This window comes from Flavobacterium aurantiibacter (genome assembly GCF_002251775.1).
Taxonomy (GTDB): Bacteria; Bacteroidota; Bacteroidia; order Flavobacteriales; family Flavobacteriaceae; genus Flavobacterium; species Flavobacterium aurantiibacter.
The window spans coordinates 31,233-47,651 of sequence record NZ_NOXX01000203.1 but is presented as its reverse complement, the minus strand read 5'-3'; the positions used below and the strand labels follow the sequence as shown (position 1 = coordinate 47,651).

11 protein-coding genes are annotated in these 16,419 nt (G+C 39.9%); 2 read left to right on the top strand and 9 right to left on the bottom strand.

Going from position 1 to position 16,419, the window contains the following annotated elements; translation table 11 throughout:
- Positions 1–91: 91 nt before the first annotated feature.
- The 9 genes from CHX27_RS10070 to CHX27_RS10030 form a co-directional block, all read right to left on the bottom strand.
- Positions 92–769 (bottom strand): putative polyvalent protein kinase domain-containing protein, encoded by a 678-nt coding sequence (locus CHX27_RS10070; RefSeq protein WP_243388983.1) that lies wholly within the window; start codon positions 767–769, stop codon positions 92–94.
- A gap of 152 nt (positions 770–921) precedes the next feature.
- The gene (locus CHX27_RS10065; RefSeq protein ID WP_165764497.1) at positions 922–1,893 is read right to left on the bottom strand and encodes a transglutaminase domain-containing protein; all 972 of its coding nucleotides are present in this window, start codon (positions 1,891–1,893) and stop codon (positions 922–924) included.
- A 77-nt stretch (positions 1,894–1,970) separates the two neighbouring features.
- Positions 1,971–4,841, bottom strand: coding sequence for a DUF7619 domain-containing protein (locus CHX27_RS10060; protein ID WP_094486647.1), 2,871 nt, complete (start codon positions 4,839–4,841; stop codon positions 1,971–1,973).
- Positions 4,842–4,985: 144 nt separating this feature from the next.
- Positions 4,986–6,080: a redox-regulated ATPase YchF gene (gene ychF / locus CHX27_RS10055; RefSeq protein WP_094486646.1), complete on the bottom strand. Its 1,095-nt coding sequence runs from the start codon at positions 6,078–6,080 to the stop codon at positions 4,986–4,988.
- Positions 6,081–6,257: 177 nt separating this feature from the next.
- Complete coding sequence (locus CHX27_RS10050; protein ID WP_094486645.1) at positions 6,258–8,447, bottom strand: DUF349 domain-containing protein; 2,190 nt, start codon at positions 8,445–8,447, stop codon at positions 6,258–6,260.
- Positions 8,448–8,558: 111 nt separating this feature from the next.
- The gene (locus CHX27_RS10045) at positions 8,559–9,311 is read right to left on the bottom strand and encodes a shikimate dehydrogenase family protein (protein ID WP_165764496.1); all 753 of its coding nucleotides are present in this window, start codon (positions 9,309–9,311) and stop codon (positions 8,559–8,561) included.
- Between the two features lies 1 nt (position 9,312).
- On the bottom strand, positions 9,313–10,716 hold the full coding sequence (locus CHX27_RS10040) for a tetratricopeptide repeat protein (protein ID WP_094486643.1): 1,404 nt from the start codon (positions 10,714–10,716) through the stop codon (positions 9,313–9,315).
- 174 nt (positions 10,717–10,890) lie between these two features.
- On the bottom strand, positions 10,891–12,084 hold the full coding sequence (locus CHX27_RS10035) for an aspartate aminotransferase family protein (protein ID WP_094486642.1): 1,194 nt from the start codon (positions 12,082–12,084) through the stop codon (positions 10,891–10,893).
- Between the two features lies 1 nt (position 12,085).
- Entirely contained in the window at positions 12,086–13,714 is a 1,629-nt protein-coding gene (locus CHX27_RS10030; protein ID WP_243388982.1) for an OstA-like protein, read from the bottom strand.
- Positions 13,715–13,842: 128 nt separating this feature from the next.
- Between CHX27_RS10030 and CHX27_RS10025 the strand changes: the two genes are divergently transcribed.
- Together CHX27_RS10025 and CHX27_RS10020 are read left to right on the top strand one after the other, a co-directional pair.
- Complete coding sequence (locus CHX27_RS10025) at positions 13,843–15,717, top strand: alpha-amylase family glycosyl hydrolase (protein ID WP_094486641.1); 1,875 nt, start codon at positions 13,843–13,845, stop codon at positions 15,715–15,717.
- Positions 15,718–15,776: 59 nt separating this feature from the next.
- Positions 15,777–16,418: a hypothetical protein gene (locus CHX27_RS10020; protein ID WP_094486640.1), complete on the top strand. Its 642-nt coding sequence runs from the start codon at positions 15,777–15,779 to the stop codon at positions 16,416–16,418.
- Position 16,419 lies beyond the last annotated feature (1 nt).

The following is a 16,419-nucleotide window of genomic DNA, read 5'->3' as shown; positions in this document are numbered from 1 at the left end:
AGCCGTTTTCGTTAAGTCTTTCTGCTGCAATCCGTGCTGCGGAAGATGTAGTATGAAACTGCAATTCATTTATACCTCGCAATAGAATAGGTCAGATTTGGATAATTTTTGATTTAGCGCCTTCGTCTAAGGAAGTGTAAAATACAGTATCAATAAAGTATAAGAGGCCTTGCTGCGTGAGAACATTTTCATCGTGTAGATCTTCTAGGAGAATTTGAAGATCAATGTGCAAGTAGTCGTTGTTTTTGATTTTTTTGAAACCGTTATGTTCAAGAAATGTCCTAACATTATCTAATTCTGTGGGTTCAGAACTCTGCACAAAATTTTGCTTTACGACAGCGTATAAAATCTGTTTGTGTTTAAGGAAGCCCTGTAATTCATATGCAGTATCAGCAAAAAAGTAATTGTGTAACAGGAGGTTTAATAGATATTCAAACCAAGAATTATAATAAATGGCATCATTAGCTTTCAAGACAAAATTTGGTGGTTCTAAATAAACTTTTTGTTCGGCTCCTTCGGCAACATAGGTTGATAAATCAACCTCCACCCATAGAGCGTTAGAAGTTACGAATCTTTCAATATGCGTTGCTTCTTCAGCTTTGATTTGCTTTGAGACTTGATCAATTCTACTTGAGCTTTTGCAATTTCTAAGGTAGTTGGCAATTGTTTGGATAATTGTTCCATGCCTAACCTCGATCTTTCCTGAAATGATATTTTCAATTTCATGATTTAAATTAACGTGCATTCGACAGGTATGTACTGGCTTCATCAAAAATAACAAAAGTTTTGTACAAAACTAAATAGGTAGGTTTTCATTATTCCAACTTATCAAGGAACAAAATATGGATTCCTCCACTATAATTTCAGCGGCAACTGTCTTGTTTGTCAGAGCTTGACTAGAGGTTTGAAGTAAATAACGTGTTAATTTTTAATCCGCCAACTCACCACAGATCTACCGTTAATGTACAAAGTCGCGTAGCCGCCTGTGGGTGTTTGTGGCAACGTAACTGTGGCGTAATCGTCGAAATAAGTGAGTTCTAGTGGTATAAATTCGTTACCCATCGAGTAGCGTAAGCCCACTTTAGCGTTTTCGGGTAAAAAATTTAACCGTAAAAGAATATCGTTTGCCCGCGGTTTTAAAAATGCGGTAATTGGCGTTTCTAAATCGAAATTCGCGAGCAAATACGAGCCGTAATACAGTGGTAAATCAGCAAATTCCTGAGCAGTCATTCCTGTTTCTCGTTCCGCTTCTGCTGTAGCAAAATGCGTGAAGGCAAACAATTCCGCTGGCGTACAAAAATACGCCGGATTAAATCGAAACTCAAACTTTGGTTTTTCCCCGGTTATAATCCCTGCTGCCCAAGTTACGTCAACCAGTTCCCACTTATCGTTTAAATAAATCTTGTTCCAAACATGATCTTCGTCTTCGGGAAGTTTTCCAATATGAGTTAACATCGATTTCGAAGCGCCGGGTATCATTTTCACCGGTATGCCCAACTGATCACAAACTTCATAAAACAAGCTGCTGTATCCTTGGCAAACCCCTCTTTTTGATTTTAATGTTTGAACGGCATCGGCAGTAATTCGTTCGCGTTGCTTTTGTAATTTCTCAGCCTCAGTACGAAAAGAAAAGCTAGCCGGAGCTTTTTGCTTTACTGCTCGCATCAAGTTTAAATCGTAGGCAACATTTTTAGAAATCCATGTAAATGCGGCTCGTGCTTGAAGTTCCGGTATCTTATAATCGCTTTGTATTCGTTCAGCGAAAGCTTTAACCGATGAAAACGATTTGGGATAATTGGCAACACGAGTGTCGACTTCTGTATATAAACTGTCGGCGCTTTGTCCAAAACTTAAAACACTAGTCAGTAAAAAGAAATATAAGAGTTTTTTCATGCCCATATAGTGGCAAAAATCTTGCCGAATTAGATTAAGTTTTTTGCAAAAAAACGCTCACTTTCTTTATCGTATATCTATTGCTTTACAAATTTTAAGTTAACAGTCTGTGAGGCAGCTTTTGCACTCAAAATGTACGATCCCGCAGTAAGTGCTGAGGTATTAATTTCTCGTAAGTTGTTTCCACTTACCTTCAAAACTTCTTGTCCGAGCATGTTAAAAATCGATACGGTATCTATTTGCAACGAATCGGCTTTTAGGTAAAGTGTATTCGAAGTCGGATTTGGATAAAGAGAAATAACCTCCAATTCTTGCGGATTAGAAACGTTAAGTGTAGTAAATGTAGAACTTGCCGTATTTGTAATTACCGGCGGATTATAGTTAAAATAAATTCCAGCCGTATTGCTTACGGTATCGCCCAGAACTAAATCGGCTTTGGTTTTAATTTTAAAAACAACATAACCATCGTTATTCGCATCATCAAAAGGCAACATGATGTTATTGAAAACGAATTCGACTTTATTTCCAGTAACTCGCGTAAAGAAATTATGACTGGCAGTAATCGGTTCTAAAGTTGAAAGATCGAACTTCGTTGTATCGATAAAATCTTCAACAATTACATTTTGAGCAAAATACGTTCCCAAATTTTCGAAACGAATTTTGTAGTGAATGTATTTGCCAATCATTGCCGGATTGATGATTTCTCCTTCTAAACAGGTTTTGTCGTTTGGATCAAAAGCATCGACCACGGTTTGGTTTAAAATAGCAGTATTGTTTTCGGGCGTTTCGTCTTGTTCGAGGTTTGCGCTTGCGTTAAAATACAGAACGTCATTCAAAATCACCGGAGGCGTGTCAAGAGGTGAGTTTAAGTTAAAAATGATGTCGTAACTGCGCGAAGCAAGCGGTGCTAAGTTCGAAAACTCCCAATTTATAACGTTCGTGGTTTCGGAATTTGAGCTTGGATTTGTGGAAATTAAATCAATTAAACTATCGGGATAGGTGAGTGCTAATGTTCCAGATTCGATCTGATTTCCGTTGTTTTTGAGCACTATTTTATAGTTGGCATCAAACCCAGGAATGGCAACGTTTGTTGGTATTAAGGTCACTTCCAAATCGTGATGTTCACCGACAGGAGTGACGCAGAAATCAGTATGAACTGTAAAATCGGTTCCTGGGAAAGTTACAGTAGCCGTTGGCGGTGTTATCGAAAAATAATCAGGATGAGGTAAATTAGGAGTTAGCGTGTAATTACCTGCTTGAACAGGAATTGAAAAGTTCCCGATATTATTGGAAAAAATCGTTCCGGAATTATTGGCTGTACTAATTTGGAATTCAACCCATGGAAAGCCGGTATCGCTGTCTTCACAACCGTTTAGATTACTGTCGAGAGTGGTGAAAGTGGTAATGTCGTAAAACGCACCGGGGCTGTAACTGCAGTAAGTATTTACACTATAGTTGTTAATATTTGGGGTGTTTTGAAGTGTAAAAGCAAGTTCATTGGTGTCTAAACAGATATATGTTAAATTCGGATTATTGGATAAAACGAAATCTGTAGTACCATATTGCGGCGTTCCTTGATTAGGTAAATCCAGGAAATTATTTTTGAAATTAATAGCCTCTAGAAATGTATTATCTGTTATGGAATAATTAACATCGCTAACAACGTTTCCAGCATGAGTTATGTTAGAAAAGTCTAATTCTTGAATATTTGTGTTTTTAATACGAATATCTTTGAATTTTCCTATTAGATTTAAGTTTGTGATATTACCATCAATCAATCTAAAACTTGCTCCAAAAGCAGCATTACTAGTTTTTTTGTGAGTGAATTCGTTTAAATTAACTTGACTCAAATGCACTGAAAGAGGATGATTTTCTGGTAATATAAGACTTGTTAAAGGTGCAGTTACGTATAATTCGATAACTCCACTCATCGTACTTAAATCAAGTTCAGTTAGGACTGAGGAATCAATAGTAAGATATGCGATCCCTCCATCAGGGTAATTTGTAAACTGCGTTAAAGGATTACCCGCTAGATACAATGAAAGTAGTATGGGACTACTAACGATAAAATTTGAAATATTATTATTCATCAGATTAGCGCTGTGCGGCCAATTTAAATCATCTATATTTTGTGCACAAATGTAGTTTGTCAACAAATTGTTTGTGCATGTTGTTGATCCTATTTTTGAATTTGAAAGATCTAAACTTGTCAAATAATTATAGCTACAGTTAATCGATGTAAATCTTCCCTCAACTTGGATTGTTGTAAGTTGATTGTATTGGCACCCTATAGATCCACCCGAGGTGAAATCATTTGAAATAAATAGTGAGGTTAATAAATTGTTCTTACAATCCAAGTCAGATAGTTTGTCACTAAAAGTTGCATTTAAAGTGCTAAGCGAATTATTTTCGCATTCTAAAATTCTCAATTCACTATTTGAGGAGATGTCAAGAGAAGTTAGAAAGTTATTACCACAAGACAGTGTTCTTAGATCTGAACTCGATGCTAAATCTAAAGTTGTCAGATTATTATGCTCACAAACAAGATGCTGTAAAGAAGAGCCCCCTACCAGATTTAGTGAAGTAAGTTGATTAAAACTACATCTCAATTCCTCTAAATTTGTTAGCAGGTCTAATGAAATATGCGATAGTAAATTGTTTCCACACTCTAATCTTTTAAGATTTGCAAAATGTTCGATTCCACTTAAGGATTCAATGAACTGCCCATAGACATCTAATTGAAAAACTGCCAAACATTCTGACACTTCTATTTCGTAGTTATTATTTACGTCAACTTTTATTGAGTTGCCCAAGAAGTCACGAGCAATACCATTTGTGCTGCTAGCTAAAATTAGCCTTTGCTTGAAGTTGTCATTAGCAAACTCAATAATTTGTCCCACACTTACCTGAAAAGCCAATAACAACAGAAGAGTACAAAGAAACCGCATAACATAAAATTTTGTTAAAAATAACAAATAAAATGTTACAGCAACGAAAATCGGCTAACGGTTAGTGTTAAATTATTGTAACTAGTCAGAAACCACGCCAGAAGCGGTAAGAATTCGCAATCAAAAAAGCCGTATTTGTTAGATTTATACGTTAAATCTGAAGTGCATGACATCGCCATCTTTAACAATGTATTCCTTCCCTTCTACGCGTAATTTACCCGCTTCTTTTACCTTAGCCTCCGAACCATAAGTTACGTAATCGTCGAAAGCGATAACCTCAGCACGAATAAAACCTTTTTCAAAGTCGGAATGTATCACGCCAGCGGCCTGTGGTGCCGTAGCACCAATGTTTATAGTCCATGCGCGTACTTCTTTAACGCCTGCCGTAAAATAGGTTTGTTGTTTTAATAATTTGTAAGCCGCACGAATCAATACCGACGAGCCGGGCTCACTCAGACCTAAATCCTCTAAAAACATCTGACGTTCTTCGTAGGTCTCTAATTCAGTAATGTCGGCTTCTGTAGCAACCGCAAGTACAATAACTTCGGCATTTTCTTCTTTAACCAACTCGCGAACTTGCTCCACATATTTGTTACCCGAAACCGCCGAACCCTCATCAACATTACACACGTACAAGACTGGCTTGGTGGTAATTAATTGAAAATCTTCTAAAAGTTTAGCTTCGTCGTCGTTATTTGCCGAAACGGTACGCGCCGATTTTCCTTGCAATAAAGTTTCGCGAATGCGATTTAACAAAGCTTCCTCAACTTGTGCTTCTTTATTTCCGGTTTTAGCCGCGCGTTTTACCTTTTCCAAACGCTTTTCAACGGTTTCTAAATCTTTCAGCTGCAATTCAATATCAATCGTTTCTTTATCGCGAATCGGATTCACATTTCCATCCACATGCACTATATTGTCGTTGTCAAAACAGCGCAAGACATGAATGATGGCGTTGCATTCGCGTATATTTCCAAGAAATTGATTTCCAAGACCTTCGCCTTTGCTCGCGCCCTTCACCAATCCCGCAATATCAACAATATCAACTGTTGCCATAACCACACGTTCGGGTTTCACCAATTCTTCAAGTTTGTTAATTCTCGGGTCCGGAACGTTTACGACTCCCACATTAGGTTCGATCGTACAAAACGGAAAGTTTGCACTTTGTGCTTTCGCATTCGATAAACAGTTAAATAAAGTTGACTTTCCAACGTTGGGTAATCCTACGATTCCGGCTTTCATGGCGTGTGTTTTTTAAAATCGGGCAAAGATACGTTTTGCATTTTAAGCAAAATAGATTTGTAGTCGAATTTTCAAAGCAGATTTGGTGGATTTGCAATAAAGTGCTACGGGATAATTCAATCTCTTTTCAAAATAACTCTAAAGTAAAAAAGCGCCCCATTTGGAGGCGCTTTTTAATCAATTGGCTGGCTTTTCAGACAGCTGTCGTACTTGCTTGAGTTTTTCTTTCAAAACGGCCAATTCTTCTTTGTGGCGTGCAATGCTCTTGCGTACTTCGGTAACCATACTGTTCTCTTTTCTAGCATTCTTCGCTGTAGAAAAGAACAAAATATTATTCTCTAACTGATTAATTTCCGCCTGAACTTCCTCAATTTTGCGCTGCAAGAAGATACGTTCCTGATCAATTCTTCGCGAATCGTTGCTTTCGGTAAGCTGACCCATACGGTTGTTGAAACGCATCATTTCTGAGTCTTTTTTACTCAAACTCAATTGCTCAAACAATCCGTCGAGCACTTTGTTGAATTTCCCGTCGATGTATCGTTTGTTCGGTCCAACTTTCCCCAAGGTTTTCCATTCTTCGATTTTGGCTTTAATATTATCCAAATCGGTTTTGTGAACGCCGGTCATTTCAAAAGATTTGATGTCTTCCAAAAAGGCTTTCTTGCGTTCGTATGCCTCGGTTTCCTCCTGATTTACTTCCGAACGCGCCGCCTTCAAACGCTCAAAATAGTGGTTGCACGCCGCTCTAAACTCTTTCCAAATCTGGTCCGAAAATTTCTTCGGAACGTGCCCGATTGTTTTCCATTCTTCTTGAATTTGCTTGAGAATCTCGGTGGTTTCTCTGAAATTATCACTGTCTTTTAATTCGTTAGCTTTATCCACTAACGCGCGTTTGCGATCCATGTTGGTTTGCTGTTCGCGTTTAATCGACTTGTAAAACGTGTTTTTTCCAACATTAAATTGGCGCGTAATATCTTTAAACTTAGCCCAAACTTGCTCGCTAATTTCACTCGGAACTTTTCCTACTTTAAAGAACTCTTCGCGCAATGCTTCAACTTGTTTTACTTGTTCTTGCCATGCGTTGTGGTTCGATGCAGGATGTGCAATAATGCTTTCAATTTGCTGAATAATCGCTTCTTTTAAACGCAAGTTGTTTTGTTCGCGTTCGCGAATTTGTTCTTGTAATTGTTCGCGCTTGTTGTGAATCTGACGCGATAATTCGCTGAATTCGTTCCAAATGCGTTCGCGGTGTTCTTTAGAAACGGGTCCAATATCTTCTTTCCAAATTCGGTGCAAATCTTGCAATTCGCGCAAAGCGGCATTGATGTCTTTTTCCTCAACCAAAACTTTCACCCGATTGATGATGTTTTGCTTGAGTTCTAAATTGTGTTTGAAATCAAAGTCGCGCGCTTCACGATCCAAGTGGAGAATATCGTAAAACTTCTCTAGATGAAAGTGATAACTGTTCCAAACATGGTTGTACTTGTCGCGCGGAATAGGTCCGGCATTTTTCCAACGATCGCGCAATTCATTGAAGTGCTTCAAAACGTCTTTAATGTCTTCCTGCGGATTGTGCAAGTTTTTCAGTTCTTCGACAATCGCCAAACGCAAAGCTAAGTTGGCTTTTAGAATGTTTTCCTGGCGTTTGAAATGTTGGTTTCTTAAATCGCGAAAGGCATTAAACAGTTCGTCGAATTTGGCTTTCGCCGGATGGTGGTATTGAAATTCCTGACCTTCGTTTTCAGGATCGTCATGAAATTGTTGTTTCTTTTCGTCGAGTAAATGATTGAATTTGCTTAGAAAAGCCGATTTAATCAATTCTACGTGTTCTTTTATCGCAACTACTTGTTCGCTTTTTACCAAACGCTCTAAATGCTGATTTAGTCGGTCGAGGTCGAGCGTTTCGTAGTCAATTGCAGGTAATTCAATGCTGGTTTCGCGTTCGTGTTCTTCGGCCGCAATCGCATTTTGTTCCTCTATGTGTGTGATGGCCTCGTCGGCTGCAAAAACTTGTGGTTCGTCTAAAATTGGTTGCTCGTCGGCAAGTGCTTCTTCGCTGAGTTCAACGGTTTCTACTGCGGTTTCCGCAACTGCTTCAACAAGCTCGACTTCGGCAACTGTTTCTGTTTCCGCTTCCGCAGCAAGCGATTGTTCCACAACTTCTTCAGCAACCGCAGTTGGTTCTTCTGGAGTTGTTGCGTCGTCCGCGACTACGTGTTCAACTACCGCTTCTGGTTCTGCTTGAACTACTTCAGTAGATTCTTTTTCAGCTGTTTGCAGCGTTTCTTCAGTATTTGCTTCTACTGACGGATTTCCTTCTGTCGTGTTTTCAGCTGCTGACAGGTTATCGTGTTTTTCTTCTAACATTTTAAGAATGTTTACAGTTTTTACTACGGGCGAAAGGTAGTAAAGGCAGCAGTAAAAACAAAGAAAATAGCTGATTTAACGCGTTACTGTCGATTTTTTAATTTGTATCGGTTACAACAGCGAAGATTGGGCGAGTAGGGTTGTCCAAATTTGCCACGATTTTTCGGCTTGAAGTTCGAGCATTTCACGGCCGTTTTTGATTTTCGCGCCTTGCTGCTCGGCTTTCGTTAGGAAAAGTGATTTCTCGGGATTGTACACCAAATCGTACACGAAATGATTTTCATTCAAAAAATCGATGGGAAAATCGGGCATTTCGGAAACATTAGGGAACGTGCCCAGCGGTGTGCAATTGATGATCAGTTGTGTATTTTCGACTATTTCGCGTGTAATTTCATGATACATCAAATCGAAATGCGGATCACGACTCACAAAAGCGCTGTTGATTTCCAAGTTGTCGAGCGCAGTTCGAACTGCTTGCGCCGCGCCGCCCGTTCCTAAAATAAGTGCATTTTCCACGGAAGTGCCCGTCCAGTTTTTTACACTTTTTAAAAATCCAAAAACGTCGGTATTAAAACCGTGCAATTGCCGGTCGGCATCGATAAAAACAGTATTAACTGCTTGCGCACTTTTAGCCGTATCCGACAGCGTACTCAAATACGGTAAAATCTCTTTTTTGTAAGGAAACGTTACATTAAAACCAATAACCGATTCATCGGCTTTTAGTTGTTCAATTTCTGAAATCGATGCTAACTCAAAATTGAGGTATTTCCAATCGTCTATTTGCAGTTGTTCGAACTTGTTTTGAAAATACGACTGCGAAAATGAGTGTCCGAGTTTCGAACCAATTAAACCAATGATTTTCAATTTATAAATCGGTTTTAGTGTATTTGGCAATAAGTTTTCGAACGCGTTTGTTGGTGCAAGCTGTTGGGTAATAATCGGTGAATAGCGTGATCATTTCGGCATCGCGCTCCAAGGCGCCTTCCAACAATTCTAAACCAACTTCTTCTTCATCAAAGCTCAAATACAAACCAGCTAAACGGTATAAAATTTCCGGAGCTTCAGGATAAAATTCTTTAGCTTGCAGCAAAGCTTCTACGCAGTTTTCGAATTCGCCAAGAAATTGCAGTACATCTACCCAATAAATCCAAGTATCTAATTCGTCGTCGCCGTATTCAACTGCTTTTCTGTAGCCCATTTCAGCTTCTTCGAAGAAATTCAACGCGCGATTTATGGTAGCGTAGCGTTTCCAGTAGCGAAAGTTCTCGTTATCGATTTCCAAAGCTTTATTTACGAAATACAATGCTTTGCGGTAATTTTTGGCATTGAGGTACAAATCGGTGATGGCAATCCAAGCTTTATCGAGTTGCGGATCTTCGTGTACCGTTCGGTTGTAGTATTTTAAGGCTGTAGCCGAATCGCCTTTGCGTTCGTAGCATTTCCCAATGCGCAACAGAGCATACGATGTTGCATCGTCTAGTTCGAGTGTTTTTTTATAACCTTCGATGGCTTCATCGTAGCGTTTTAGGCGTTCGAGCGATTTCGCTTTTTCCATATACGCACCTACAAATTCTTCGTCGATCAAAGTTGCGTAATCAAAGGCGCGCAGTGCTTCTTCGTAGCGTTTCAAACCGTAGAGAATCCGACCGAGTTGGTGCCAAGCGATTTCGCTGTAAGGATTTTTATCGATGTAGGAATTCAGGAAAATAACGGCGTCTTCGTGCTGATCTAAGAATTCGAAACAGTACACAATGTTATACAAAGCACCTTGGTCTTCAATGTCTTCTTCCAAACAACGGATGAAATTTTCTTTTGCGAGTTCCAGATTATCCATAAAAAGATATTCCATACCGAGTAAATTGTACACATCGGCAAGGTCGTCGGTGTATTCTAAAGCAGTTTTCAGCATCTCAACAGCCATGTCGTGATTGTCGCGTTTACTGTAAATACTTGCTTTTTGGATGAATATTTCTTCGTTGGTAGGTTCAATGGCGTACAACTCGTTCAACAGCTTTTCGGCCTGGTCGAGCTTGTCGTCGTAAATGAGCATTTCCACCTGAACAAACTTTAATCCTGTGGATTTCGGATGTTGTTCAAGTGCTAATTTCAGCGCTTTTTTAGCCAGGCTGAGTTTTCCCATGTCGAGGTAGTGAAGCACTATGTCTTCAAATTCCTCACTGTCGAAAAACAAAACTTTGTTTGTTTTCAGCATCGATTCAAACTTCGATAACGACAGGTTGTAGTCTTCTTCTTCGCTGCTTAATTGCATAACTCTGGGATTTAGAATTCGGCTATTTAAAATTAGAAAGCACTTTGCCGCCTAACTGCTCGGTTACACGATTCTTGTGAACAATTTAATTAACAAAAGGCGTACCAATTAGCAAAGAGGCAACTTCTTCTTTACTAAAACGCAAAATGTTGTTACTTATGGCGCAAGGAGGTTTTAAACATGACCTTCTGACAGCAATTCGTCGAAAACTTCCAGCAAAATGGCGCAGCCGGCTTCAATTTCTTCGAAACTAATGGTGAGCGGCGGCGTTATTCGAACCGCTTTTCCTTCGAAAAGTAGCCAAAATAAGATGAGTCCGCGGCGGTAACAGCGCAAAACTACTTCGTTGGTAACTGCTGCATCGCTTGTCATGGCAGCTAACATTAATCCACGACCACGTACTTCTTTGATCAGCGGGTGAACAAGTAATTTGCGAAACAAAGCTTCTTTTTCTAGTGCGAGTTTCATCAAATTTTCGTTTTTGATGATTTCTAGCGTAGCCAAAGCGGCGGCGGCAATAACGGGATGTCCGCCAAAAGTGGTTATGTGTCCTAGTTTGGGTTGATCTTGCAGTAAATCCATGTGTTCCGCGGAAGCGATAAAAGCTCCAACCGGCATGCCGCCCGACATTCCTTTTCCCACAATAACGATGTCGGGAACGATTCCAAAATTTTCAAAACCGAAAAAGGTTCCCGTTCTTCCAAAACCGGGTTGTATTTCGTCTATAATTAAAACGGCACCCACTTCTTTACAACGCTTACTCAACCTGATTAAATACTCGTTTTCAGGTTGAATAAAGCCCGCGCCACCTTGTATGCTTTCCACAATTACACCAGCGGTTTTCTCGGTAATATGTTCTAAATCAGTTAAATTATTGAATGTTATAAAACGTACGTCGGGTATTAATGGACGAAATACTTGTTTGCGTTCTTCGTAACCCATGACGCTCAACGAGCCCATAGTATTTCCGTGGTAGGCGTTATGGCACGAAATAAGTTCCGATCTTCCGGTGATTCGGCGCGCTAATTTTAATGCTCCTTCAGTAGCTTCGGTTCCTGAATTAACCAAGTAAATTTTCTCTAGCGGAGCCGGCAAATACTTTTGTAGTTGTTTGCAATATTCAACAGCCGGATGTTGCGCAAATTCGCCATAAACCATAACATGGCTGTACAAATCGAGCTGTTTCTTAATAGCGTCGTTTAAATACGGATGGCAATGACCGACCGAAGTTGCCGAAACTCCTGCAACAAAATCGAGGTATGCTTGTCCGTGTATGTCGTAGATATAGCTTCCTTTGGCATACGAAACCTCCATTCCAAGCGGATGCGGCGTGGTTTGGGCCTGATATTTAAAAAAATCCGTCAGCATTTTATTTTCCTTTCTTCACATTTTTATCGTACTCACTGGTTTCCTTTCGAACAGCTATGGGCTTGTCGGCCGATTTCTCTGCTTTTTCCCGGTACTTCCGGGCAATTTCGTCCCATTTGAGCTCTTCTTCGGGAAAAACATCGTCTTTACTTCTAATCATTTCGTCTTCTCTCCAAATAAAACCTCGCAATCGGCGTGCATTTTCTGGCAGTTCTTTTTCGGGATACATTTGGCCTTCTGGTCGGTCGTACTGCGTAATCGTTTCAATTTTCGAATCTTCCAAAATCAAATTTATCTTCGAACTTACGCTTTTGTTAATTCCGATGAGTTCGTCTTTGTCGTCGCGCATGAAATACAGAATTTCCGTGTTTTTGACAAGAGTTACATCATGGAGTTTATCGTCTTTAAATTTTCCATAGAGATTCAAACCCTTAACTTGATTATAGCCGGTTCCAATCGTGTCTTTCGAAATAATAAAGGCATTATTAAGCACCTTCAACGAATCGATTTTTTCAGTTTCTAAATTGGCAATCAGATGGATCACATCGCCAGTTACTTGATTTTTCTTGTTCCAAATTACGGGTCGGCCAATTAGTTTTGTGAGTCCCACTTTCGTGGAAGAATGAATGGAGTCGCATTTGCCGTTCATATCCGATTTGAAAAAACGTGCATTTTTAAACGCACGAATGATCCGGTTTTCGGGTTTTCCGGTAAGCATTAATCGCGTGCCGTGAATGTACACACTGTCGTTTTCCATGAGTGAAACTGCCACCGCTTTTCGAGTCACAAACATCGAATCTTTGGCTTTGTAAAGCTCGGCGTAATGTCCGCGTACCACGCCTTTATTGATCGTATCGGTAATTTTTACGTAATGTGAAGCCGATGCAAATTCCCGATTTTTATCGTAATAAAGCGAATCACCGTCGATTTTGCGGTCTTTATATTTGATATATGACTTTCGGAGGAAATGTGCTATGTTTTTCTTAGTGTCGTAAAATCCTTTTTCGGTGTAAATGAAATCTTCTTTGCTAGTAACGGTCGATGCGCCAAGCAGATAAGAATGTCCGGAATTAGAGTAATAATCCAGATGATTACTTTTTATAACCACTTTTGGATTGGTTACCGTTACGGCCGTGAGGAAGCGAAATTTCTTTTCATTTGCAAAGTAACGTCCTGATTTACTGGTAAGTGTAGTTTCTTTATTAACGATTTTCCCGTAATTTTTGTAATACGCTTGCTGAATGTTCCGATCGAAATTAATCGTATCGGTAGTGAGTGTAAATTCTGGCGAACGCAGTATGGGGTTTCCGGTTGCAAATGCTTGTTTTAAATTTCCAGCATATTCGGCATAATCACTATTTAAATGCAGCGTATCACCTTGATTTAAAACAACATCACCAAAAGCTTTAATGTAGTTTTCTTTCTTGAAAAAGTACGCCTTATTGCAGCGCAACGTAGCTCCTTCGTGGCGTACGAGTACATTTCCCGTGAGCAAAACGGCATCGGGCATCTGCAGTTCATCTACATCGAAATTATCGGCATTTTCTACCACTATGGGTTTGTTTTGCGCGGTTACTTCAAAATTGCAAAACGAAAAAAGCAGAAAAAGGAATAGAATTGAATATTTCAATGACTTGTAATTTGCCGCAAAAATAGTGCTTTGCAGAGAGGTGGCAGTTGGCTTAACAAAAATTTTTGCCAAAGAGGCTATGTGCTAATACCAAATATTGCGACATTAGCAGCGAAAGAAAGTTAGTTATGAAACAAACAATCAAGCTTTTGGTATTGGCTGCACTAGTCGGAATCAGTGCACAGTCGGTTAATGCTCAATCAAAAAAAGATAAGAAAGTGTCAGAGAAAGTTCAGAAAAAAGTTGTTTATCAAGTCTTTACCCGATTATTCGGAAATACGAATCAGAACAATAAACCGTGGGGAACCAAAGAGGAAAATGGCGTCGGTAAGTTTGCTGATTTTACCGAAGTTGCGCTCGATGAAATAAAGAAATTAGGCGTAACACACATTTGGTACACCGGCGTACCGCATCATGCTTTAGTTGGCGATTATACTAAATACGGAATTTCCAACGACGATCCGGATGTGGTTAAAGGGCGTGCCGGTTCGCCTTACGCAGTTAAAGATTACTACAACGTGAATCCAGACTTGGCTGTTGATCCTGCAAATCGATTGGCTGAATTCGAAGCATTAATCGATCGAACACACAAAGCGGGTCTTAAATTGCTGATCGACATTGTTCCTAACCATGTGGCGCGCCGTTACGAAGGAAAAAGTAATCCGCCGGGAGTTCGTGATTTTGGCGCGGATGACGACACTTCCGTGGAATACGCCCGTGATAATAACTTCTATTACATTCCAAATTCGTCGTTTAAAGTTCCGTACAGTCCGGATTACAAACCATTAGGAGGCGATCCTGCTCCTGGTTCAGATGGCTATTTTGATGAAGTTCCCGCAAAATGGACGGGAAATGGCAGCCGATTAGCGCAGCCTGACATCAACGACTGGTACGAAACAGTAAAAATTAATTACGGTATTCGTCCCGATGGAAGTAAAGATTTCCCAGAATTGCCGGCAGGATACGACGCCAAAGATTACAAAGCTCATTTCGAATTTTGGAAAGATAAGTCGGTACCTTCTTCGTGGATTAAATTTAGAGACATTGCCTTGTATTGGATTGCTAAAGGCGTAGATGGATTTCGTTACGATATGGCCGAAATGGTTCCTTATGAGTTTTGGAGTTTTATGAATTCCTCCATTAAAATGAAGAATCCGGATGCCTTTTTATTGGCAGAAGTTTACAATCCGAACGAATACCGCAATTACATCAAATTGGGGAAAATGGATTATTTGTACGATAAAGTTGATTTATACGACAAATTAAAAGAAGTCATTCAAGGCAAAAGTTTACCTGATCCAGTAACCGATATTCAGAATCGTTTTCAAGATATCGAACATCATTTACTTCACTTCCTCGACAATCACGACGAGCAGCGTTTGGCTTCGGATGCTTTCGCAGGAACTCCAGAAAAGGGAATGCCTTTGATGGTACTTTCTGCTACAATCAGTAGTTCGCCAACGATGATTTACTTTGGTCAGGAAGTAGGGGAGCGCGGCGATTTAGATTCGGGATTTGGAAAGCCGACGCGTACAACGATTTTTGATTACGCTGGAGTGCCGAGTCACCAACGTTGGATGAACAGCGGACGTTTCGACGGCGGTGCATTGAGCGATTCGGAGAAAAAACTTCGCGATTTTTACAAGAGATTGCTCAACTTTACCTTGGAAGCTGACGCCATGACGGGCACTTTCGTGGAATTGCAAACAGAAAACAGAAAGCAAGGCGAGCAGTATAAGCCCGGTTTGTATTCGTTTGCACGATATTCTGCCAAGCAAAAATTACTGATAGTAACAAATTTCTCATGGGTAAGCGAAGCCGACTTTACCTTAGAAGTTCCTGAAGCCTTGATTAAGACTTGGAAATTCAAGGATGGTTCATATCCTTTGAAGGAAAAGCTGTACGGCAATCATACTTCTACGCTAGAAGTTAAAAATGGCAAGGGTTTTGTAAAGCTAAAATTAGCGCCATCAGAGTCAGTAATTTTGGAAGTACAAAAATAAAAGCGCTAACAAAACGTTAGTTTACACTGAACTTGGCGCAGATACGCTAAATTTGTAGTATGAAGTTTGGTAAATTATATATCGCACTTTTTGTTTTGCTATCGGGTGGTGTTTTTGCACAATTTGATACGGGAAAACGTTCGGTAGGAATAGCACCCGTAACGCCAAAAGCGGCGCCGAAGGAAGTTCAAAAGCCAGACGAAAAGGAGAAAAGCACGATACTACCTGAAGTTTTAAAACCTGAAAGTAATAAACCTATTGTTGAGGAAAAACCATTGAGTTTGACACCTTCGAACGAGTTTATGAGTAATTCGCGCGAGTTTACAAAAGTGTTTGAAGGTGAACTTAATAAGATTAAGCCACAGCGGAAAAAGCAGTCACTGGGAACTATAAAAGTAAAAACCAAAAGTGTTTACATTCGCTGCAGAGATTCGCAGGCCATCGACGGGGATCAAATTCGGATTACGTGGAACGAAACTTTAATTGCCAACAGGCTTACACTAACAGGTGGTTTTCAAGGCATTGAATTACAGCTCGATAAAGGCTACAATTACATCGATTTTAAGGTTATTAACGAGGGCGATAGCGGCCCAAATACGGCACAGTACGAGATTGTCGATAAAGCGGGAAATGTGTTAGCAAACGCATTTTGGGACATGAATTCAGGCGATACAGCTACGATGGTTTTGATTCGAGAATAAG

Bases quoted from the DNA above. Each gene is read 5' to 3' on its own strand.
- CHX27_RS10070 (WP_243388983.1), bottom strand. From the start codon at position 769: ATGAAGCCAGTACATACCTGTCGAATGCACGTTAATTTAAATCATGAA.
- CHX27_RS10065 (WP_165764497.1), bottom strand. From the start codon at position 1,893: ATGAAAAAACTCTTATATTTCTTTTTACTGACTAGTGTTTTAAGTTTT.
- CHX27_RS10060 (WP_094486647.1), bottom strand. From the start codon at position 4,841: ATGCGGTTTCTTTGTACTCTTCTGTTGTTATTGGCTTTTCAGGTAAGT.
- ychF (WP_094486646.1), bottom strand. From the start codon at position 6,080: ATGAAAGCCGGAATCGTAGGATTACCCAACGTTGGAAAGTCAACTTTA.
- CHX27_RS10050 (WP_094486645.1), bottom strand. From the start codon at position 8,447: ATGTTAGAAGAAAAACACGATAACCTGTCAGCAGCTGAAAACACGACA.
- CHX27_RS10040 (WP_094486643.1), bottom strand. From the start codon at position 10,716: ATGCAATTAAGCAGCGAAGAAGAAGACTACAACCTGTCGTTATCGAAG.
- CHX27_RS10035 (WP_094486642.1), bottom strand. From the start codon at position 12,084: ATGCTGACGGATTTTTTTAAATATCAGGCCCAAACCACGCCGCATCCG.
- CHX27_RS10025 (WP_094486641.1), top strand. From the start codon at position 13,843: ATGAAACAAACAATCAAGCTTTTGGTATTGGCTGCACTAGTCGGAATC.
- CHX27_RS10020 (WP_094486640.1), top strand. From the start codon at position 15,777: ATGAAGTTTGGTAAATTATATATCGCACTTTTTGTTTTGCTATCGGGT.